Annotated in this window: 3 protein-coding genes; all 3 read right to left on the bottom strand. The window is 64.6% G+C overall.

What is annotated here, in order from left to right; genetic code table 11:
- Positions 1-9: 9 nt before the first annotated feature.
- From RX328_RS15840 to RX328_RS15830, 3 genes are read right to left on the bottom strand one after another with little or no spacing between them, the layout of a single operon-like run.
- Positions 10-1,035 (bottom strand): alpha/beta hydrolase, encoded by a 1,026-nt coding sequence (locus RX328_RS15840; protein WP_312018001.1) that lies wholly within the window; start codon positions 1,033-1,035, stop codon positions 10-12.
- Positions 1,032-17,471, bottom strand: coding sequence for a non-ribosomal peptide synthase/polyketide synthase (locus RX328_RS15835; protein ID WP_213251525.1), 16,440 nt, complete (start codon positions 17,469-17,471; stop codon positions 1,032-1,034). The genes RX328_RS15840 and RX328_RS15835 overlap by 4 nt, the downstream gene beginning before the upstream one ends.
- Complete coding sequence (locus tag RX328_RS15830; protein WP_213251526.1) at positions 17,464-24,039, bottom strand: non-ribosomal peptide synthetase; 6,576 nt, start codon at positions 24,037-24,039, stop codon at positions 17,464-17,466. The genes RX328_RS15835 and RX328_RS15830 overlap by 8 nt, the downstream gene beginning before the upstream one ends.
- Position 24,040: the final 1 nt, after the last annotated feature.

Below are 24,040 nucleotides of genomic sequence, written 5' to 3'. Positions count from 1 at the left end.
AGACGAGAGTTATGACATACCTTCATATGCCCTGTCTTTCCATGTCCGGCCGCCTTCGCTTGCGGCCCGAAAAGCGCTGGCCAGCGCCTGCCCGATCGCCGCCCGCGCCCGCAGGGCATCGGCCACGACATTTCCCATGCGTAGGAATTCGTGAATCATGCCCGGATAGATCTGCAAGTCGACGGGAACGCCGGCGGCACAGAGCTTTGCTGCGTATTCGCGCCCTTCGTCCACCAGCGGATCATATTCGGCAAGCACGATCAGCGCCGGTGGCAGCTCCGAGATATCCTTGGCGGCCAGCGGCGCAAAGCGCCAATCGTCGCGGTCGGAATCGTCGCGGAGATACTGCCGGAAGAACCAGTCGACGGTGCTGCGTTCCAGGAGATAGCCGGAGCCATACCGTTCGTGGGAATTGGACGTTTGCCGGGAGCTCAGGCCGGGATAGGCGAGCACCTGGAGGACGGGCTGCGGCAGGCTTCGGTTCGCCTTGGCTTCGATGGCGAGCGCCGCGGCGAGCGTTCCGCCAGCGCTATCGCCCCCAATGGCGACGCGGCCGGCATCTAGTCCCGCAGCAGGCCCCTCACGGCCGATCCAGGCCAGTGCATCGACCGCATCCTCGAACGCAGTCGGAAACGTGTGCTCCGGCGCAAGCCGGTAGCCAAGCGACAGCACGGCCGCACCGCTGTCTTCGGCGAGACCGCGGCACAATGGCTGATGTGAGTCCAGGCTTCCGACCACAAAGCCGCCGCCGTGCATATAGAGCAGGACCGGCGTCGGACTGCGACGGCTCGGCTCCTCCTTCGCGTAGAGCCGCGCGTCGATCGAGGCTCCATCGCGCGTCGGTAGCGCAAGATGGCGCTCATACGCTAGCGCCGGCGGATCGACATCGAGCAGCGGCGAGGATGCATCGAAATCGGTGCGTGCCTGTGCGGCTGTCAGTTGCGGAAACGGAATGCGCGCCCCGCTTTCGGTGCCGGCCTGCACCATCTCGAGCAGTGCGGCAATATCGGGATCAAGGCTCATGTAGATGTTCACTCCGCCGGTTCCGGCACCGTGTCTTGCGGCGCCGCGGATGCCGTCTCCGGTACGAGCAGCCTGCAGATCTCATCGAGCAAGCCGGCATCCCTGAGGATCGTGAAGTGATTATCTCCAACGATGCCGCGGTCAATGGCATCAGGCAGTTGCGTCTCCAGCCGATCACGCTGCGTCAGGCGGCCCGACGTCCACCAGCACAATGGCTTGGCCGCAAGACTCCGCGGCGGCGCAGCGTTCTGCGTCAGGGTCTTGAGGTGCCGGCCGACTGCGAAGGCGCCGGACACGTCGTCGATACCGAGCAATGTGTCGTCCGCCGATGCTCCCTGCACCTCCTCCAATATCTGCGCAACCAGACGCCGGACAGTCTCTGACGTCTCCAGCATGCCCGTGCGCTTTGCGGCTTCCGTGTGCGCGTGGATACGAACGGCTGCGGTATGCGGAAGAACGGCCGAGAGCAATCCCGCGAGATCATCAGCCCAGTGGGCGACCGTTTCCTGCCGCTCCGATCCGCCGTGCTGACGCAGCACAAAGCTGTCGACCATCAGGAGACAATCGACCCGTTCACCGCACAGTTCGAGTTCGGCGGCAACAAGAGTGACGAGAAGGCCTCCGAGCGACCAGCCGATCAAACTATAGGGACCGTTTGGCTGAACCCGCCTGATCTCGTTCGCATAGTCGGACGCCATCGCCTCGAGCGACCGGTCGCTCCACGAACTGTCGACCAGCATCCTGGACTGCAGACCGGTCACCTGCCGGCGTCCTTCAAGGCGGCGCGCCAGCGGCCCGTAATCGAAAACGGTACCAAAACCGCCATGCACGCAGAATACCGGATGCACGCCACGAACCGCGGCATTCAGCGGCAGCAGCGCTGTCGGCTGCAGCGCAGCGGCGGGCGCCGATGAAGCGTTGTCCGCAAGCAGCGCACGGATCGTCGGCTTCTGCAGGAGATCACGAAGCTTGATCTCGATGCCGAACGTCTTGTCCTGCCGCAGCCGGGCCACGACCTTCAGGCTGAGAATCGAATTGCCGCCGAGCTCGAAGAAATTATCTGTGACGCCGACCTGCGGCAGCTTGAGGATGTCGGCCCATAGCCGCGCCATCGCGGTTTCTGCCGGCCCTTGCGGAGCCACGAAGCTTCGCCCGGCCGAGTCGGGGGCCGGCAGCGCACGCCGGTCAACCTTGCCGCTCGACAACACCGGCAGCCGCTCAAGCACCATGATCCGCGCCGGCACCATGTAAACAGGCAAGGTCTGCTTCAGGAAATCCGTCAATCTGCCGACCAAAGCCTCGGCAGCATCTCCCGCTGCGTTCTTTGCCGTCTTCGGCGCGACATAGGCAATGAGTTGGTTTCCGGCCGCGCCCGCTAGCGCCCCTACGGCTGCCTGTTCGATCTCCTCGTGACGAAGCAGCGAGGTCTGGATCTCCCCAAGCTCGATCCGGAAGCCGTTGACCTTGACCTGGTCGTCGCTGCGGCCGAGATATTCGACGGTACCGTCTTCGCGCCAGCGCGCGAGGTCACCGGACCGGTATAGCCGCGCCCCCGGCACCGCCGAGAATGGATCGGGCACGAACCGCTCGGCGGTCATGCCCGCCTTACCGTGATAGCCGCGCGCCAGTCCGAAGCCGCCGAGATAGAGCTCGCCGGCGACACCGGCGGGAATGATATTGAGCGAACTATCGAGGATGTAGGCGCGGCGGTCGCCGACCGGCAAACCAATCGGCGCGTAAGGTGTCTCGCATTCGGAGGCGCCATCGACCTTCCATACCAGCGGCGTAACGACGGTTTCGGTCGGACCGTAGCCATTGATCAGGATACGCGGCTTCAGAACGCGCCTGACTTTGTCGAAGCCCGCCTTCGGCATCGCCTCGCCGCCGAACGAGTAGAGCTTGACCGGCGGCGGATTGCCTGCCTGCTCGGCCGACTCTGCGACCTGTAGCAGATAGGCCGGCGGCAATCCGATATGGCTGACACGATGCGCGTGCAGGTTTTCGACCGTCTGCTCCGGCGTCCACAATTCCGAGTCCCGCATCAAGAGCCGGGCGCCATGCGACAGGACCGTCAACCAGCGTTCGTGGGCGCCATCGAAGACAAGCGACAGGAAGTGCAGCTCGCACGAATTCTCGTCGATCTCGTAAAGCTGGCCCGTGACATGACAGTGCATCGCGAGCGGCCCATGGGCGACGGCGACGCCCTTTGGCGTGCCCGTCGAGCCCGACGTGTAGATCAAATAAGCGAGGTTATCGGGATGCAGCTCCGGTTGCGGAGCATGGTCCGGCCCGGCATCGAAATCGAATGTCGAAAGGGAGATTCTCTCGACACCATCCAAGCCTTCGCGGACATCGAGCTGTCCCGTCAGCAAGAACGAGATCCCGGCATCGCGCATGACAAAGGCGCGCCGATCGGCCGGTATCTCCGGGTCGAGCGGAACGTAGGCCCCGCCCGCCTTCAGGACTGCCAGCAGCGCAACCATCGTGACGTCTGTTCGTTCGACCACGACGCCCACGCGCTGTTCGGGCTTAAGCCCGCGCGCAATCAGGTGATGGGCAAGACGATTGGCCCTGGCGTCGAGCGTACCGAACGAGAGCGTCCTGCCGCCGATGGTAAGCGCCGTCCGTTGCGGATGACGCTGCGCGTGGAAGCCGATCGACTCATGAACCAGCGGCAATGAAGCCGCCGAGGTCGCGTGACGATTGCAATTTTCGGCGAGCGCGGCGTCGACCGCCGTGACCGGATCGATGCTGCCGAGCAAGGCCGATGCATCGCGCGTCAGCGCGGCCAGCAGTTGCTCGAATTGCGCCTTGATCTGCGTCGCCTGTGCCGCCGTGAAATGGCTCGGCATATAGGTGTACTCGACCTGAAGCGTGTCCTCGACGAGCACCGACAGGTCCATCGGATAGTTCGTGACGTCTACATTCCTGAGGCCGCCGAACTGCAGCGAGCCGTCGCCGCGGTGCATGCTGCGCTCGATCGGATAGTTCTCGAACACGATGATGCTGTCGAACATGGCCTGACCGGCACGGCCGGCCCAGCTCTGGATATCGTAGAGCGGCGTATGCTCATAATCCCGTATCGCCGAATTGCGATCCTGAAGCGCGCGCAACCAGTCTCCAACCGTGCTCGCAGGCTTTGGCGTTTCAATCACGGGCAGCGTGTTGATGAACAACCCGAGCATCTGCTGCGATCCGTCGAGACTAGCCGGGCGGCCGGCGACGGTGACGCCAAACGTCACGGTCTGCTGGCCGGTATAGCGTTGCAACAGCAACGCCCATACGCCCTGAACGATTGTATTGAGCGTGATCCGCTCACGGCGCGCGAATGCTTTCAGCTCCGCGGTCGCCGTCTCTCCAAGCCGCGTGTAACAGCGCTCGTGGCGGGAAGCATCATGGCGGCGCGAGCCGAAGGCATCGGCCAATTGCGTCGGCTCGTCGAATGACTTGAGCTGTTGGCGCCAGAAAGATTCGGCAGCCTTGGCGTCCTGCGCCAGCAGCCAAGCGATATAGTCGCGGTAACGCGTCGGGTTCGCCGCCGGCGCGCCGCCATAATAGCATTCCAGCACTTCCCCGACGAACCTTGCCGAACTCCACCCGTCCATCAGGATGTGATGATAGGTCCAGATCAGCCGATAAAGATCGGCCTCGAGGCGCAGCAGCCGCACGCGCTGCAGCGGCGGCATCGAGAGATCGAACTCGGCGGCGCGTTCGCCGGCAAGCGCCTCCGCAATCCGTTCAGCGGTTATGGCTTGCCCGCGCCAGTCCTCCTGTTCGAACGGCGCGATGGCGTCGCGATAGACGGCTTGCAATGGAGACCCGGCAAGCTCGCGCCACAGGAATCCGGTCCGAAGCATCTGATGGCGTGCGGTCACCTCGCGCCATGCTCTCCCGAGACGCTCCGCGTCAAGTCCGCGGATTTCAACGCTAACCTGGTTGACGTAAACGCCGCTGCCGGCGTCGCGCAGGCTGTGGAACAGCATGCCCTGCTGCATCGGCGACAGCGGGTAGATGTCCTCAATGCGATTCCAGTCTAGATCGAGCCGATCGAGCTGCTCGCTGGTCAAACCCGACAGTGAACCACGCGCAGGTGCCGGAGTGTCCTTGTTCGGGCCTACGTTGCGGGACAACGCGGCCAGCGCTTCGATCGTCTGGTGCCGGAAGACATCGCGCGGGTCGATGAGTACGCCTTCACGACGCGCGCGGCTCACCATCTGCAGCGAAATGATCGAGTCGCCGCCGAGCTCGAAGAAGTTGTCGGTGATGCCGATATGGGGCTGGCGCAGCAGGTCGGCCCAGATCGCGGCGAGCGCCGCTTCTGCCGGCGTACGCGGCGCGACATGTTCGGCCGATGCCGCAAGCTGATCCGGCGCCGGCAGCGCCTTGCGATCGATCTTGCCGTTCGGTGTCAGCGGCAACCGGTCCAGCACCACGATCCGCGCCGGCACCATGTAGTCCGGCAGCACCGACGACAGCGCGGCCTTGAGTGTGGCCGCATCCAGCGACGCTTCGCCGCTGACATAGCCGACGAGCTGGCGGGCAGCGCCGATCTCGCGCGCCACCACGACCGCCGACCGCACGCCATCCTGTTCGAGAAGCCGCGCCTCGATCTCGCCAAGCTCGATCCGGAAGCCGCGGATCTTCACCTGGTGGTCGGCACGGCCGATATATTCGATCACGCCGTCGGCGCGCCACCGCGCTACGTCGCCGGTGCGGTACAGCCGCGCGCCGGAGGTGCCGAACGGATCGGGGATGAAGCGTTCCGCTGTCAGCGCGCCACGCCGCCAGTAGCCGCGCGCAAGTCCCGCGCCGCCGATATAGAGCTCGCCCGCCACACCGACCGGCGCCAGATTGAGGTCGTTGTCGAGAATATGCAGCGTGGTGTTGCCGATCGGGCCGCCCAGAAGCGGACGGTCGTCGTTGGCATCGAGGCGGTGGCGGGTCGACCACACCGTGGTCTCGGTCGGGCCATACAGGTTCCAGAGTTCGCCGGCGTGCGCCACCAGCCGCCGCGCCAGGTTCGGCGGCAAGGCCTCGCCGCCGCACAGCACGTGGCAGCTTGCGGGTAACGATGAGCCGTCATGATCGAGCAGCATCCGCCAGGTCGAGGGCGTTGCCTGGATCATGGTGACCCCGTGCTTGGCCACCATCGCCTTGAGCCGCGACGGATCATGCGCGGCCGCGCGATCGGCCAGCACCACGCATGCCCCGAGCGTCAGTGGCAGCCACAGTTCCAGCACCGCAATGTCGAACGACAGCGAGGTCAGGCCGAGCACGCGGTCCTCGGCCGTCATGCCCGGCCGCTCCGCCATCGTCGCCAAAAAGTTTGTCACCGCGTCATGACGGACCATCACGCCCTTGGGCAGGCCGGTCGAGCCTGAGGTGTAGATCACATAGGCGAGGCTCTCGGGATGGACGGCGACGTCAAGATTGCCGGCCTCATCGCCCTCGCCGCTATCCTGCTCGTCGAGCAGCCAGGCCTCGGCGCCGGTCTCCTTCAGCACGGGCGCAAACCGATCGAGCAGCGTGCGTTGCGTCAGCACCAGCGCGGCGCCGCTGTCGCGCAGCATGTGCGCTAGCCGCTCCGGCGGGTAATCCGGATCGAGCGGCAGATAGGCCCCGCCCACCTTCAATACCGCGAGCAGCGCGACCATCATCTCGACGCCGCGCTCCAGCGCCAGCCCGACCACCACGTCGGCTCCAACGCCGCGATCGCACAGCCGCCGCGCCAGCCGGTTGGCGCGCGCGTTCAACGCGCGATAACTCAGCTCTGCATCGCCAAACACCAGCGCCACAGCGTCAGGAGATTGACGGACCTGCGCCTCGAACTGCTCGATAATTCCCCGGCGCGGCTCATCGCAGCGCGTGTCGTTCGCCCGGGAGAGCAGCGCATCATCCGCGGGATCGCTGGCCGCGATCATGCCGACAGGCCGATCGGCATCGGCGCTCAACGCCTCCATCAACCGCACAAGGGCGCGCTGCAGCCGCGCGATCTGCGCCTCATCGAAATGCTTGCGCTGATAGTTGAAGGCCAACCGCAATCGCTCATCAAGGCCGATGCTCGCGAACAGCGGATAATTGCTGGTCTCGATGATCCTGGTCTCGCCAACCCGAATCTGTCGATTTTTCCCAATCAGCGCGCGGTCGACCGGATAATTCTCAAACACCAGGATGCTGTCGAACAGCGGCCGTCCGGGACGTCCCGCCAGGCGCTGGATCTCATAGAGCGGCGTCCAGCCGTATTCGCGCAAGGTCAGATTGCGATCCTGCAGGTCGCGCAGCCATGCGCCGACCTTCTGCTGCGGATTGGCATCGTCGACGACCGGCAAGGTGTTGATGAACAAACCCACCATGTCCTCGGCGCCGGCCAATTCCGGCGGCCTGCCTGATACGGTGACGCCGAAGCAAACCGTGCCCTGCCCGGTATACTGGCGCAGCAATTGCGCCCATGCCGCCTGTACCAGCGTGTTCAGCGTCACACGCTCGCGCGCAGCAAATTGTTGCAGGCGTTCCGTCGCGGCAACATCCAGCTCCAGCGCGAGCATGCCGTGGCCGGACGACTCTGCGTCTGCATGTTCGGTCGAACCGCCTGCCAGGAAGCTTGGCTCTTCGAGCTTTGCCACTGCATTGCGCCAGAACGCCGCCGATGCATCGCTGTCCCGGCTCTGTAGCCAACCGATGTAGTCGCGATAACGACGCTGCAATGCAGGCAACCGCCCGTCGCCGTTGTGCTGCATCACCTCGGCGATCAGCCGCGCCAAGCTCCATCCGTCGAGAAGAATGTGATGGTGGGTCCAGATCAGCCAATGACGATCGTCTCCGAGCCGGATCAGCCGCACGCGCTGCAGGGGCGGCTTCGACAGGTCAAACCCTTCGATCCGCTCGCGCAGCGAAACATCGGCTAGCGCGGCCTCCAACTGGGACGGCTCGGACGCCGCGGCTCGCGGGCGCCAGTCCTCCTCGATGAACGGCACCTCAGCACGACGATAGACAATCTGTTGCGGCGAGCCTGCCAAGTCGCGCCAGACAAAACCGGTTCTCAGCACCGCATGCCGATCACTGACCGCCTGCCAGGCGCGATGAAGCTTTCCGGCATCCAGGCCTCGCACTTCCGCGGCGACCTGGTTGACGTAAAGCCCACGCTCGCCATCGTGCATGGCATGGAACAGCATTCCCTGCTGCATCGGCGACAACGGATAGATGTCCTCGATCTCTCGCCAATCCAACTCCAGCCTGTCGAGATCGGCTTGGCCAAGTCGTGACAGTGCCACATCCGATGGCGTCAGGCCGCAGGCGCCGCTGGTGCAATGCTCGACCAACTCGCGCAGCGCCGCTTCGTACAACCCAGCCAATTGCTCGATCGTCTCGCGCCGATAGCGCTTGCGACCGAACCCGAACGAGAGCCGCAACTGGCCCTCGCGGACGGTGCCATTCACGCTGAGCCAGCGCCGCAACGGGCTCGATGCATCACGCGAGGGGCCCGCGCTTTCCGATGCCATGGCGAACAATGCCGTGTCGTCGACGCCGCCGTCGATCTGGCCGAGATAATTGAAGGCAATCTTCGGCTCGGCAATGTCAGACAGCGCCGTGCGCTGCTGTTCCGAGCCGAGATAGCGCAACACGCCATAGCCGAGCCCCCTCCCAGGAATGCCGCGCAGATCCTCCTTCACGGTCTTGATCAATGACGATGGGTTCTGCGATCCACCAGCCAGCTGCACGGGAAAGGCGGTCGTGAACCAGCCGACGGTGCGCGAGATATCGAGATCGCCGAACAGGTCCTCGCGGCCGTGGCCCTCCAGCTCGACCAGCACATCGTCCTGCCCGCTCCACTGCCAGACAGCGCGTGCCAGGCTGGCGAGAAGAAGATCGTTGATCTGCGTACGGTAGGCGGACGGCGCATCCGTCAGCAGGCGCTGCGTCAATTCCCGTTCGAACGTGAGCAGGACCTCATCGGCATCGGCGACATAGTCGGTGCCGCCATGGTCGTCATCGCAGGGAATGTCCGCATTCGCACGGCGATCGACCCAATAAGAAAGTTCAGTCGCCAGTTCGGGCGATGCTGCATAATCTTGCAGCCGCTTGCTCCACACAGTATAGGCGTGGCTCTTCGGCGGAAGCGCGCCCGTCGCGTCGCCGTTCACTAGCTGCGCGTACGCGGCGGCGATGTCTTCCAGCAGAACCCGCCATGACACGCCGTCGACAACCAGATGATGGATCACGATCAGGAGACGCTGAGTGCCATCGGCGACATCGATCCCGACCGCACGCAACAGCGGTCCTCTCGATATCGAGAGACTTGCCTGCGCCAAAGACGCCAACGCTGTCACGGCTTCCCCGTCGGCCGCGCTTCGGATCCAAAGCAAATCGCCGGCGGCGGGTGCAGGGCCGTGCTCCGCGCGCCACCTTCCGGCGCTTTCCTGGAAGCGAAGCCGCAGCGCGTCGTGATGATCGACCATGGCAGCTATCGCGCGCCGCATCATTTCCCAATCGAGATGATCTCTCGGCCGCAGCAGCACCGCCTGGTTCCAGTAATCGCGTTTTCCTGCGTCCTCCGCAAAGAACCTCGCCTGGATCGGCAGCAACGAGTGCGGGCCGGTGGCCTGGCCCTGCTCGGCGAGCGCTTCGCTGCGCTGCTCGGCACGTGCGGCCAGCGCCAGCGCTTCGAGCGTCTGATGCTGAAACACGTCGCGCGGTTCGATCAGGTAACCGGCGCGGCGGGCCCGGCTCACCATCTGCAGCGAGATGATCGAATCGCCGCCGAGTTCGAAGAAATTGTCGGCAAGGCCGACAGCAGGACGGCCGAGCAGTTCGGCCCAGATCGCCGCGAGCGCCAGTTCGGCTGGCGTGCGCGGCGCCTGATATTCGGCGCCGATATACGCCACGTCAGGCGCCGGGAGCGCTTGGCGGTCGATCTTGCCGTTTGGCGCCAGCGGCAGCCGCTCCAGCACCGCGATCCGCGACGGCACCATGTAATCAGGCAGTACGGCCGACAGCGCCGTCCGCAGGACCGACTCCTCCAGTTCACTCGCGCCACTGACATAACCAACGAGTTGTCGACCGGCTCCGACCTCGCGCGCCACGACCACCGCAGCGCGGACGCCGGGCTGCTCGAGCAGCCGCGCCTCGATCTCTCCAAGCTCGATGCGGAAGCCGCGAATCTTGATCTGGTGATCGGACCGGCCGATATAATCGATTGCACCGTCGGCGTGCCAACGCGCCAAATCGCCCGTTCGATATAGCCGCGCGCCAGTGGCGCCAAAGGGATCGGGAAGGAAACGTTCCGCCGTCAGCGCCTGACGTCGCCAGTAGCCCCGCGCCAGCCCTGCTCCGCCAATGAACAGTTCACCGGTCACGCCGGCGGGGACCATGTTCATGTCAGCATCAAGGATACGAATTGCCGTACCTGGAATCGGCCGTCCGATCGGCACCCGCGTTGCGCCGTCGTCACGACAGTTCCAGAACGTGGCATTGATCAAGGCTTCGGTTGGACCGTAGCGATTATCGAAACGCACATTGGGAAACGTTGCAAGCACACGCGCCTTCAACTCCGCCGACAAGGCCTCGCCGCCGGCAAATAGACGCTTGAGGGTGCCGCAGCGTTTCGCTTCGGGCTCGGCAACGAAATGTTCGAGCATCTGCGGCACGAAATGCAGCGTCGTCACCTCATGGGCAACGATGGCCTCAACCAGCAGCCGCGGCTCCCGATGCGCGCCCGGCGTCGCGATCGCAAGCCGTGCGCCGGTAGCTAGCGGCCACAGGATCTCCCAGACCGAGACGTCGAAACTGAACGGCGTCTTCTGCAGCAAGGTCTCGCCGGCATCGAGGCGATATTCCGCCTGCATCCAGCCAAGCCGCGCGGCCAGCGCGCCATGTGTGCACGCCACGCCCTTGGGCGCACCCGACGATCCCGACGTGTACATCACGTAGGCGAGGCTGTCCGGATGCAGCGCCACGTCCGGATTACGAGCCGGCACTCCGGTCGGCGCCCTAGTCTCTTCATCGATGGGCCAGGCCTCGACGGCAGCTTCCGCGATCACAGGCGCAAGGCGCTCTACTAACCGGCCTTGCGTCAGCACCAGCGCGGCTCCGCTGTCGCGCAGCATATGCAGAAGACGATCCGGCGGATAATCGGGATCGAGCGGCAGATAGGCTCCGCCGGCTTTCAGCACGGCGAGAACGCCGACGATCAACTCGACGCTGCGCTCCAGTGCGAGGCCGACCAGCCGATCGCGACCGATGCCGTCGTCTCGCAACCGGCGCGCCAGACGATTGGCGCGAGCGTTCAGGTCGCCATAGCCGACCTGCTGGCCGCCAAATACCAACGCAATGGCGGCTGGCGAAACAGCCGCCCGTGCCTCGATCTGAGCGACAATGCTGTTGCCAACATTCGGAGCATTGGCGAAGCCGCCGCTCCAGCCGAGTACTTTTCGCGTCTCATCCGTATCGAGACCGCTGATCTCACCCAGCGGCCGGGAGGCGTCTGCGACGATCTCGGCAAGGAGCCGCGACAACGTGTGCTGCAGATATCTGATCTGGTCTTCATCGAACCGGTTGCGGTGGTAGCGAAAGCCGAGGTTGATGCCGTCGGTCTTAGCGAACACCGCCACCGTAAGGGCATAGTTGGTGATCGAGATCTGCTCGACCCGCCCGAAACGGTGACCGCTTTCGTTTTCGCCGCGCAACGCCTGATCGATCGGATAGTTCTCGAACACCAGGATATTGTCGAACAGCGGCCTGCCGGATCGTCCTGCGAGACGCTGGATTTCGTAGAGCGGCATCCAGCCGTGATCGCGCAAATCGATGTTGCGTTCCTGCAGGTCGCGAAGCCACGCACCCACATCGGTCTGCGGGCTTGCCTGATCCACGACCGGCAGTGTGTTGATGAACAGGCCCACCATTTCCTCGGACCCGCCGATCTCTGCGGGCCTGCCCGACACGGTCGCGCCGAAGCAAACCACGCGCTGGCCGGTATGACGACGCAACAACTGCGCCCACGCCCCCTGCAACAGGGTGTTGAGCGTGACGCGCTCGCGCTTTGCAAATGCTTGCAGCCTTGCAGTCAGATCGGCAGTGAGAAGCAGGTCGAGTGAACCATGGCCCGATGCACCAGTGGCTGCAGGTCCTCCCAGCCTATCGGCCACGAAGCCCGGCTCATCCAGTTCCGCTAATGCCGTGCGCCAGAACGTCGCCGACGCTTCGCGTTCCTGCCGTTGCAGCCAGGCGATGTAGTCGCGGTAGCGGCCCTGTACGGCAGGCAAACGATAGCCATGCTCATGTTGCAGTATCTCGGCCACCAGGCGCGCCGAGCTCCAGCCGTCCAGCAAGATGTGATGGTGCGTCCAGATCACCCAGTGGCGGCTTTCATCTAGCCGGATCAGCCGCACACGCTGCAACGGCGCTTGCGACAGGTCAAAACTCTTGGCGCGCTCGGCCTGCGACGCCCGCGCCAGCGCCGCCTCGAGTTCGCTGCGGTCCATGGCTGCGGCCTGCCCGCGCCAGTCTTCTTCCACGAATGGCAGCGTCACATGACGATAAACGACTTGCTGTGCCGCGCCCGAAAGTTCGCGCCAGGCAAAGCCAGTTCGCAGCACCGCGTGCCGCGCGCTCACCTCATGCCAGGCTGCGCGCAACCTGCCGGCATCGAGACCTCGCACTTCGAGACCAACCTGGTTGACGTAGTTGCCGCTTTCTCCGTCGCGCAGCGCGTGGAAAAGCATGCCCTGCTGCATCGGCGACAGCGGATAGATGTCTTCGATGTCGCGGCAATCGATCGTGGCGCCCAGGAGATCGAGATCGGCTTGGCTCAAATTCGACAATGCGAAGTCCGAAGGCGTCATGCCGCGGGCACCGCTTGTGCAATGGCCGACGAGTTCTCTCAGCGCCGCGGCATAATGCTCTGCGAGGCGTTCGATCGTGGCTCGCCGATAACGCCTGCGGCCGTAGCTGAACGACAACCGCAGCTGGCCTTCCCGCACCTGGCCGTTGATACTCAGCCAGCGGCCAAGCGGCGCACTGTCGCTGCGCGCCGGCCCGGCGCTCTCAGGCGCGATCCTGAACGACGTGCCCTCACCCACGCTGGAATCGAACTGGCCGAGATAGTTGAAAACGATGCGCGGCTCGGGCAGCGCGGCCAGCGCGTGGCGCTGCGCGTCGGTGCCGAGATAGCGCAACACGCCGTAGCCCAAGCCGCGGGCAGGAATCGCCCGAAGCTCCTCCTTGACGGATTTGATCAGCGAAGCGTCGCCGCCGGAGCCTCCCGGCAAGCGCACAGGGAAAGCGGTGGTGAGCCAGCCGACCGTGCGGGAAATGTCTGCCCCAGAGAAGACGTCCTCGCGGCCGTGCCCTTCGAGCTCGACGACAACCTCCTCGATTCCACTCCAGCGCGATATCGCCCGCGTCAATGCCGCCAGCAGCAGATCATTGACGTGGGTTCGATAGGCAGCCGGCGCTTCCTTGAGCAGCCGCGTCGTCAGCCCGGCATCGAATGCCAGCAGGATGTCCTCGCCCTCGGCAACAAGGTCGACGTCATGATGATCGTCGCAGGGCAGATCGGCGTGCGATCCCCGTTCGAGCCAATAGGGCAACTCGGCAGAGACCTCTTCGGTGCCGCTATATGCCTGCAACCGCGCGCCCCAGGATGCATAGGACTGGCTGCTCGCCAGCGCGATCGACGCGGCGCCTTGCTGAAGCTGCCCGTACGCCGCCGCAAAGTCTTCGAGCAGCACGCGCCACGACACGCCATCGACAACAAGATGGTGCACCACAATGAGGAGCCGCTGGCTGCGGTCGGCGAGATCCATGCCGACCACGCGCAGCAGCGGTCCTGCCAACGACAGGCTCGCCTGGGCTGCAGAAGCGACGGCCGTTACCTCGGCTGCATCGCGAATGCCGCTCCGAATCCACAACAACTCCGAAACTGCCGGCGCGGCACCATAGGTTGCGCGCCAAGCGCCATCGACTTCCCTGAAGCTAAGACGCAAGGCATCGTGATGCGCGACGACGGCGGCGACCGCGCGCTCAACGGTCGCCCAATCCAGGCGCGCCTTCGGCATCAAAAGGACAGCCTGATTCCAGTGATGACGCTCCCCGGCATCCTCGCTGAAGAAACGCGCTTGGATCGGCAATAGCGGATGTTCGCTGCCATCGAGAGCTTTTTCGGGAGCCGCCGCTTCCACCGGCCGTTCGATGCGCGCTACCCGCGCCAGCTCCTGCAAGGTCTGGTGCCGGAAAACGTCACGCGGTTCGATCACGAGGCCCGCCTGCCGGGCGCGGCCAACCAGTTGCAGCGAGATGATCGAATCGCCGCCGAGCTCGAAGAAATTGTCGTCAGCGCCAATCACGGGCTGGCCAAGGAGTTCGTCCCAGATCGCGGCAAGCGTCGCCTCTGCCGCGGTACGCGGCGCGACATGTGCGGCCGTTGCTGCAGGCATATCGAGAGCAGGCAACGCTTCCCGATCCACCTTGCCGTGAGCCGTGAGCGGCAGCCGCTCAAGCTTCACGACACGCGCCGGCACCATGTAGTCGGGCAGTTCGTCCGAAAGGGCAGCGCGCATCGCCGCTTCATCGAACGCGCCCTCGCCGGCGACATAGCCGACCAGTTGGCGGGTGACACCGGCTTCACGGGCGACGACGACCGCCGACCGCACGCCCGGCTGACGCATCAGCCACGCCTCAATCTCGCCGAGCTCGATCCGGAAGCCGCGGATTTTCACCTGATGATCGGAGCGCCCGACATACCCGATCACGCCATCGGCGCGCCATCGCGCCAGATCGCCGGTGCGATATAGCCGTGCGCCGGGCGCACCAAAGGGATCGGGAACGAATCGCTCGGCCGTCAGTCCGGCGCGCCGCCAATAGCCGCGTGCCAGTCCCTCGCCGCCGATGAACAATTCGCCGGTCACGCCGACCGGCACGATGTTCAGATCGCCATCCAGAATGTAGGCGGTGCGGCGTCCCACCGGACGGCCGATCGGCGCATAGTTTCCCTCGATCTCCTCGCTGGCATCGACCTTCCAGACCAGCGGCGTCACGACGGTTTCGGTCGGGCCGTAGCCGTTGATCAATGTCCGCGGCTTGAGCGCGCGCTTGACTTTGTCGAAGCCGGCCTTCGGCATGGCCTCGCCGCCGAACGAGTAAAGTTTGACCGGCGGCGGATCGCCGCGCCACGCCGCAAAGTCGGCGAGCTGCTGCAAATAGGGCGGCGGAAAGCCCGCATTGGTGACACGCTGCTTGCGCAGCACGTCGAGCGTCTGTTCGGCGGACCACAGATTCTCGTCACGCATCACGAGCGCCGCGCCGCAGGTCAGGGCCGTCCAGAGCCGCTCATGGGCGCCGTCGAACGTAAAGGACAGGAAGTGCAGCTCGCGCGAGTGCCGGTCCATGTCGTAGAGCCCGGCAGTCACCTCGCAATGCATCGCAAACGGCCCGTGCTCGACCGCGACACCCTTCGGCATGCCGGTGGAGCCCGAGGTGTAGATCACATAGGCAAGGCTAGCTGCTTCGACGGCAATGCCGGGATCGTTCTCCGCCTCCTGGTCGAGATCGCTTGCGTCGAGCGCGACAGCCGCGATGCCTGACAGCGCAGTGACTGCCGAACCTTCTGCATCAACCAGCACGAAACGCACGCCGGCGTCGTGCATGGTACCGACTTGCCGCTTCGCCGGATGCTCGGGATCGAGCGGCAGATAGGCCGCGCCAGCTTTCAAGATGGCCAGCAAGGCTGCAACGAGCGATGGCGAGCGCCGCGCCGAGATACCGACCAGATCGGCAGGACCGATGCCCAAGCGGATCAGACGATGTGCGAGCCGATTGGCGCGACGGTCAAGCTCGGCATATGAGACCACGTCGTCGCCAAAGATGAGCGCCGGAGCGTCAGGCGTTTCAGCGGCGAGCCGGGCGACCGTCTGGTGCACCGGCGTAAACGGCGCGGCCGTTCCGGCACCCCCGCCGTTCCACTCACGCAGCGTGGCCATTTCCTGCTCGGAAAGCAGTGCGATGCCGGCGACCGGCTGCGCGCCGTCCTCAACCATCGTGCTCAGGATCGTGATCCAATGCGACGCAAGCCGTTCGATCGTCGCCGGCTCGAACAACGCCGTCGCATAGGTAAAGATCGCGCGGATCTCTCCTGCCGGTCCCTCTTCGCTGTCGAGCGCGAGGTCGAATTTGACCGTGTCGACTTCGGCCTCGACCTTCTCGATCTGCAGGCCGGTCCGGCCGGGCGGATTGCCCGACACGCGCCGGCGCTGATGATTGTAGAGCACCTGAAAGAGCGGATTCTGGCTCAGGCTGCGCTTGGGCTGCAGCATTTCCAGCAATCGCTCGAACGGAAGGTCCTGGTTCTCCTGGGCTTCGATCGCGGCCGAATGAACGGATGCGATGAAGTCAGCGATCGTCGCGCACCCGTCGAGCTGCGTACGAAGGACCTGGGTGTTGACGAACAGCCCGATCACGCCGCGCGTCTCATCGCGATCGCGATTGGCGACCGGCACGCCGACGCTGATGTCGGATTGGCCGGTGTAGCGATAAAGCAGCAGTTTGAAGCTCGCCAGCAGGACGACGAACAGCGTGGTCTGATGCCGGCGCGCCAGCGCGCGCAAGCCATCGGCGAGCGTGGGATCGAGCGTCATGCGGAGCGCGGCGCCGGCGAGATCGGGAACCGCCGGCCGCGCCCGATCGATCGGAAGCTGCAGCACCGCCGGATCCGCGAGGCGCGCCGTCCAGTAATTGACCTGGCGCTCGCCATCGACCGCACTCATCCAGAGTCGCTGCCAACAGGCATAGTCGGCATATTCGATGTCAGGCTCCGGCAACGCCGGCGACTCGCCGCACGCAGCCGCCGCATACAAGCGCCAGAACTCATCAACCAGCAAACCCATCGACCAGCCGTCGGCCACGATGTGATGCAGGCTGACGACGAGCAAATGGGCGCCTTCTTGCAGCGTCAGCAGCGCGGCGCGCATGAGCGGGCCGGCCTCGAGATCGAACGGCCGTGATGCTTCCTGCCGTGCCAGCCGATGCGCCTGCTGTTCGCGATCATCGCCATCGAGCGTTACATGCCGCAACGTAACCGGTTGCGGATCGAGCACGACCTGCTCGGCTTCCTTGCCCTCCTGCCGAAACACCGTGCGAAGCGCGCTGTGACGGGCGACCAGCGCATCGAAGGCCTGCTGCAGGGCGTGCCGTTGAAGCTGCCCTCGCACCCGTACCGTCGCCGATATGTTGTAAGCGGCACTACCCGGATCCATCCGCCACAGGAACCAGAGGCGCGACTGCGCAAAGGAAAGCGGCGTCCGCGTTTTCTCCTGGCGCGCAATCGGCAGCATGGCGAGATTGACGCCCTTTGCCGCGAGCTGCGTCAGGAACGCTTGCTGCTTGTTGGCATCAAGACGCATCAAGCGTTGCGAGATGTCGCGAAGCTGCTGCTTCTGCGTGGCGGCGATATCATTCATCGGAAAGTTCGACTTCCTTCAACATGTCGAGCATCGCGGCGATGTCGTCGCTGCGCTTGTCGACCTGAATCTCCTGGGCAAGAGCCGCCGCCATCGTTTCGACGGTCGTCATTTCAAACAGGCGGTTCAGCGGCAGGTCATGGCCGAGATCGCGCTTGATGCGGCTGACGAGCTGGACGGCGGTGAGAGAGTCGCCGCCGAGCTCGAAGAAGTTGTCGGTGACGCCGATGTTGGGCTGGCGCAGCAGGTCGGCCCAGATCGCGGTGAGCGCCACTTCTGCCGGCGTGCGCGGTGCGACGCGCTCGGTTGATGTCGCGAGCTGGTCCGGCGCCGGCAGCGCCTTGCGGTCGATCTTGCCGTTCGGCGTCAGCGGCAGCCGGTCCAGCACGACGATCCGTGCCGGCACCATGTAGTCCGGCAGCAACGACGACAGCGCGGTCTTGAGAGCTGTCCCGTCCAGCGACGCCGCGCCGCTAACATAGCCGACGAGCTGACGGGCAGCGCCAACCTCGCGCGCCACCACGACCGCCGAGCGCACGCCATGCTGTTCGAGAAGCCGCGCCTCGATCTCGCCGAGTTCGATCCGAAAGCCGCGGATCTTCACCTGGTGGTCGGCGCGGCCGATATACTCGATCACGCCGTCGGCGCGCCACCGCGCCACGTCGCCGGTGCGGTACAGCCGCGCCCCTGGCGGGCCGAACGGATCGGGGATGAAGCGCTCCGCCGTCAGCGCGCCGCGCCGCCAGTAGCCGCGCGCCAAACCTGCGCCGCCGATATAGAGCTCGCCCGCCACGCCGACCGGCGCCAGGTTGAGATCGTTGTCGAGGATATGCAGCATGGTGTTGCCGATCGGGCCGCCCAGAAGCGGACGATCGTCCTGTGCATCGAGGCGGTGGCGGGCCGACCACACCGTGGTCTCGGTCGGGCCATACAGGTTCCAGACCTCGCCGGCCTGCGCCACCAGCCGCCGCGCCAGGTCCGGCGGCAAGGCCTCGCCGCCACACAGCACACGGCAGTTCGCCGGCAGCGGCGGGCCGTCATGATCGAGCAGCATCCGCCAGGTCGAGGGCGTTGCCTGGATCATGGTGACCCCGTGCTTCGCGACCAACCCCATGAGCCGGGCCGGATCATGCGCGGCCGCGCGATCGGCCAGCACCACGCATGCCCCGAGCGTCAGTGGCAGCCACAGCTCCAGCACCGCGATATCGAACGACAGCGAGGTCAGGCCGAGTACACGGTCCTCGGCCGTCATGCCCGGCTGCTCCGCCATCGTCGCCAAGAAGTTCGTCACCGCGTGGTGGCGAACCATGACGCCCTTGGGCAGGCCGGTCGAACCCGAGGTGTAGATCACATAGGCCAGGCTTTCGGGATGGACCGTGACATCAAGATTGCCGGCACCGCCCTCGCCGCTCTCATTTTCGTCAGGCAGCCACGCTTCGGCGCCGGTCTCCTTCAGCACGGGGGTTAACTGATCGAGCAGTGTCCGCTGCGTCAGCACCAGCGCAGCGCCGCTGTCGCGCAGCATGTGCGCCAGCCGCTCCACCGGGTAATCCGGATCGAGCGGCAGATAGGCCCCGCCGGCCTTCAGCACCGCGAGCAGCGCGACCATCATCTCGACGCCGCGGTCGAGCGCCAGTCCGACCACCACGTCGGTTCCGACGCCGCGATCGCGCAACCGCCGCGCCAGCCGGTTGGCGCGCGCATTCAACGCGCCGTAGCTCAGCTTCGCATCGCCAAACACCAGCGCCACAGCGTCAGGCGATCGACCGACCTGCGCCTCGAACTGTTCGACAAACGAGCGGTCTCGTCGATATAGATCCTGCGTCCGATTCCACTTTTCCAGCAAAAGCTGACGCTCTTCGTTAGGCAGAACATCCAATTGTCTGATCGGAGACCGAGGCGCATGCTCCAGCGCCTCCGCCAATTGATCGAGCGCCTGCTGCATCAAGGCGCAGATGCGATCGGCCGAGAGCGGATGGACAACCTGAGCGGCCAACCCCAGTGCCTGACCATAATCCTCGATCGCCAGCATCAAGGGATAATTGGTGCGCTCTTCGCCGCCGAGCCACTCGATGCCGTGCACGCCTGCGTTATTCTGGTCCGTAGACGAGTTCGCCGGCATCGCATTGTGCCGGTAATTCAGGATCGAACTGAACAGGGGCGCCGGCGCGGCGACACCGCTGCATCGTTGCGCGAGCGCCAGCGAGGCATGTTCATGCGCCATCAGCTCGGCCAGCCGGGCGTGCGCATGATGAACACTGTCTTCAACCGCGGTGCCATCGAGATCGAGCCGCAGCGGCAATGTATTGATGAACAGTCCCATGGTGCGATCGCCGCCGGCGCCGGCATGCAAGCGGCCGAACAGAACCGTGCCGAACACGACGCGCTCGCGTCCGCTGCTTCGCGCCACCACCTGCCCCCAGGCGAGATGGCAGAGGCTGGCTAGGCTCAGCCCCAGCCGCCGCGCTAAAACGCGGAGTCGTGCATTGAGCGGTTCCGGCAGCGTTCGCTTCGCTTCCGCCACACCATCACCGTCGCCATGCACGCGATCGAGCCCAAACGGCGTGGTCGGCTCATCGATGTCAGACAGCATGCTGCGGAAGAAGCGCTCGTGCTCCGCGGTGGCTGCCGATCCACGCGACTGCGCCACCAGATTTCGAAACGGATACGGAGCCGAAAGCTCATGTCCGCGTCCGGACAATATCTTCCGAATTTCGTCGTGCATCACCTCCAGCGTGGAGTGATCGCCGATCAAATGATGCAGCAATACCAACAGCAGCCATCGCTCCATGCCGGGATCGCGGGCGATCACAAATCGCAATAGCGGCGCCTGATCGAGATCGATCCGATGGCGGCGCGGGTCGAAACGCCGCGTAAGCTGTTCCTGCGCCGGACTCTCGCGGTTCAGCACGACCTCAGTGACGGCCACAGAAGCGCGCCGCCAAACCACCTGCGCCGGAGCTGATAGTCCCTCCCATTGAATTGATGTGCGGAGAATGTCGTGGCGATCGATCACTTGCTGAACGGCGGCGAGATAGCGGTCGAGCAGGTCGCGACTTGCAAACGCCATCTGTCCGACCAGCAGGTATGGATCGCCCTGCTTCGACAGCAGATGGTGAAACAGGATGCCGTCCTGAAGCGGTGACAGGCTGTAAATGTCCTGGATGTTGGCAACGCCTCCGGGAATCCTCGCCACAATGCTGTCGATGTCGGACTGCCTCAATGCGATCAGCGGCAACATTTCAGGTGTAATTGCCGTCGTCTGCGGCGTGATCAAGTTGGCCGGAACAGAGACGGCGACGCCACCATTGAGGCTGGCGGCGAAATCGTCCAGCACCGGCTTTGCAAACAGCGTGCGCACATCGGCGCGGAGCGAATGTCGCTGCAAACGCTCGAGCATGCGGACTGCGAGCAGCGAGTGGCCGCCCAGTTCAAAGAAGTGATCGTTGCGCCCAATCCGATCAACGCCGAGCAGCTCGGTCCAGATGTTTGCGACGATCTGCTCGATCTCGCTCTGCGGCGGCTCGAAGCTGCGCCTTGCAAAGGCATCATCCTCCGGCGCGGGCAGCGCCTTGCGATCGACCTTGCCGTTCGGCGTGAGCGGCAGTGTATCCAGGCGCACGAAGGCCGACGGCACCATGTAGTCCGGCAGGCACGCACGAAGGTGATTGCGCATCGCAGCCGCAAATTCACCGGCGTCAAGCTTCACGCCATCGTCCTTCGCGGCCACGTAGGCGACCAGCCGCGGGTCAGCGCTGTGATCCTGACGCACCAGCACCACCGCGTCGGTGACTCCGGCGTGCTCATTGAGACGAAACTCGATCTCGCCGAGCTCGATGCGAAAGCCGCGGATCTTGACCTGATGATCGCTGCGGCCGAGGAACGCGATATTCCCATCCGGCAGGTAACGTCCGAGGTCGCCGCTGCGATACATTCGCGCGGTAGCGTCGCCACTGAAGGGATCGCGCACGAAACGTTCCACTGTCAGGTCGGCGCGATTGAGATACCCGCGGGCTATTCCTGCTCCGCCGATATAGATTTCGCCGGTCGCTCCGAGCGGAACGGGCGCACCGAGCCGGTCCAACAAATAGATCCGCGTGTTGGGAAGCGGGCGACCGATTGGGACGACATCGCTATCAAAGCCCGCCGGCCGCAGCCAACTGGTAGCGCAGACCGTCGTTTCAGTCGGCCCGTAGCCGTTAAAAACAGCAACGCCAGGCGGCAGAGCCTTGATCAATTCCGCCTTGGGCAATTCTCCGGCGAGGACGAGCACCCGCAGCGACGCCAGCCTGTCGAGATCATCCCGCCCCTGCAGCATGGCCGGCGGCAAGGTCGCGTGCGTAACGGCGTTGTTCGAGAGATAGTCGAGCAGTTCCGACGTATCTTGATGATGTCGCGGACCGACAATAAACAGCTCGGCCCCTGAGCACAGGGCCATGACAATTTCCCAGATGCTGGCGTCGAAGCTGAACGAAGCAAACTGCACGACACGGCTGCGTGGGGAAACGTCAAACAGCGCTCGCTGGGCCAGCGCCAGATTTACCAGGCCGCGATGCTCGACCATTACTCCTTTCGGCCGGCCGGTCGAGCCGGACGTGTAGATGATGTAGGCGAGATTTGAGGTTAGCCCCGTGACGAGGTCACGTGGATTCGATGTCGCGAGCGCTGCGATCGCGGGCGCACACGCGCCGAGATCGACGATCTCGGACGCGACATTCGCGAAGATTGCGCGTCCGGCAGCATCCGCGATCAACAATTTCGGTTTTGCATCCTCGACGATCTGGCGCAGCCGCTCCGCCGGGTAAGCCGGATCCAGCGGCAGATAAGCGCCCCCCGCCTTCAGCAGGGCCAGCATGCTGACGACCATGGTGACGCCGCGCTCTAGGCAGATCGCGACCGGCTGATCCGGTCCCACACCCAAAGCGATCAAATGCCGTGCGAGTTGATTGGCCTTCGCATCAAGTTCGCCATAGCTCAGGCGAACGTCCTCGTGAACCAGCGCTGTGGCTTCGGGCGCGGTTCGGACTTGCTCTGCGAACAGTTCGTGAATGCAGAGCTCGGACGGGAACGGTGCGGCCGTCTCGTTCCATGTGTCCAGAACAAGCTTGCGCTCCTCGGCGCCAATCATATCGATCCGGTCGACGATCTGATCCGCGTCGGCGACCATGGCCCGCAGCAAGACCAGCAGATAGTCCCGGTGACGCCTGATTGTCGCTTCGTCGAACAGCGCCGTTGCATAGTTCAAGGCGCCGACAATGCGGCCATCCGCTTCGCCCAGATTGAGTTCGAGATCGAACTTGACCTGCTGCAGCGGGATATCGGCAATTTCGGCCTGGAGGCCGGGCAACTCAAGTGCCGCCGCTTCATTGTTCTGCCAGGCGAACACGGTTTGGAAGACCGGCGTATGGTCCAATCGCCGCGGCGGCTGAATGATCTCGACGAGTTGCTCGAACGGCAGATCCTGATGATCCTGAGCCGCCAGCGCTGCACCGCGCACGCGGCTGAGCAACTGCGCCACATCAGGCTCACCCGACAAATCCACGCGGAGCGCCAGCATGTTGACGAAGAAGCCGACCAGGCCCTCGATTTCGCGCCTGTTGCGGTTGGCCGTCGGCGTGCCGATCACGAGATCGGTCTGCCCGGAAAGTTTTGACAGCACCGCCGCCCAGGCCGCCAGCACCGTCATGAATGCCGTCGCGCGATGCGACTGGCCGAATAGCCTGATGCGATGCGCAAGCTCGACGTCGATCTCAATCGGCAATGACGCGCCGGCGAGAGACCTTTCCCGTGGTCTCGGCCGGTCTGCCGGCAATTCGAGCACCGCGGGAGCGCCCGCGAGCGCCTGCCGCCAATAATCAACCTGGCGCTGCAATCGCTCACCCGCCAGCCACTGCCGTTGCCAGGCGGCGTAGTCCGGATACTGGATTGCCAGCCGCGGCAGCGGATCGCTTTGGCCTGCCGTGAAGGCTCGGTAAAGCGCACCCAGCTCGCGCACGAGCACGCCCATCGACCAGCCGTCGGATACGATGTGATGCTGGGTGAGCAGGAATAGATATTTCCTCTCCGCGATACGGATGAGGCGGCCGCGGATCAATGGGCCCGCGGCGAGATCGAACGGCGCATCGGCCTCCTCGCGGCACAAGCGCGCGAGTTCCTGTTCGGCATCCAGGCGTTGTCGCAAATCGTGTTCGAGCACCGGCAGGCACGCATCGGGCGGCAGCAATTCAACGCCAGGCTTTCCATCGACCGCGCGGAAGACACTGCGCAGCGCTTCGTGACGCGCAAACAACTGATCAAGGCTGCGACGCCATGCATCGACGTCGAGATCCCCCGCGAGGTGCAACGCGCCGCGAATGTGATAGTTGGCGCTGGCGCCATCGAGCTGTGTCAATAGCCAAAGCCGCTGCTGGGCAAAGGACAATTCCAGCGGGCCATCGCGCGGCACCGCCGGAATCGAGGAGATCCCGTTGTTGCCGGCATTTCGACCGCGGTCCCTCGCCAGCGACAGGAGTTTTTTCACTTGCGTGGAGTCCAGATCGCGCAAGCTCGGCTTCGATGATTCAGCCATA

The sequence above is a fragment of the Bradyrhizobium sp. sBnM-33 genome, assembly GCF_032917945.1.
Taxonomy (GTDB): Bacteria; Pseudomonadota; Alphaproteobacteria; order Rhizobiales; family Xanthobacteraceae; genus Bradyrhizobium.
Note: the sequence above shows the minus strand (reverse complement) of the source record. Positions and strands in the feature narration are given on the sequence as shown.

What these genes read in the sequence shown, in the direction of transcription:
- RX328_RS15835 (WP_213251525.1), bottom strand. Translation starts at nt 17,471, where the DNA reads ATGAATGATATCGCCGCCACGCAGAAGCAGCAGCTTCGCGACATCTCG.
- RX328_RS15830 (WP_213251526.1), bottom strand. Translation starts at nt 24,039, where the DNA reads ATGGCTGAATCATCGAAGCCGAGCTTGCGCGATCTGGACTCCACGCAA.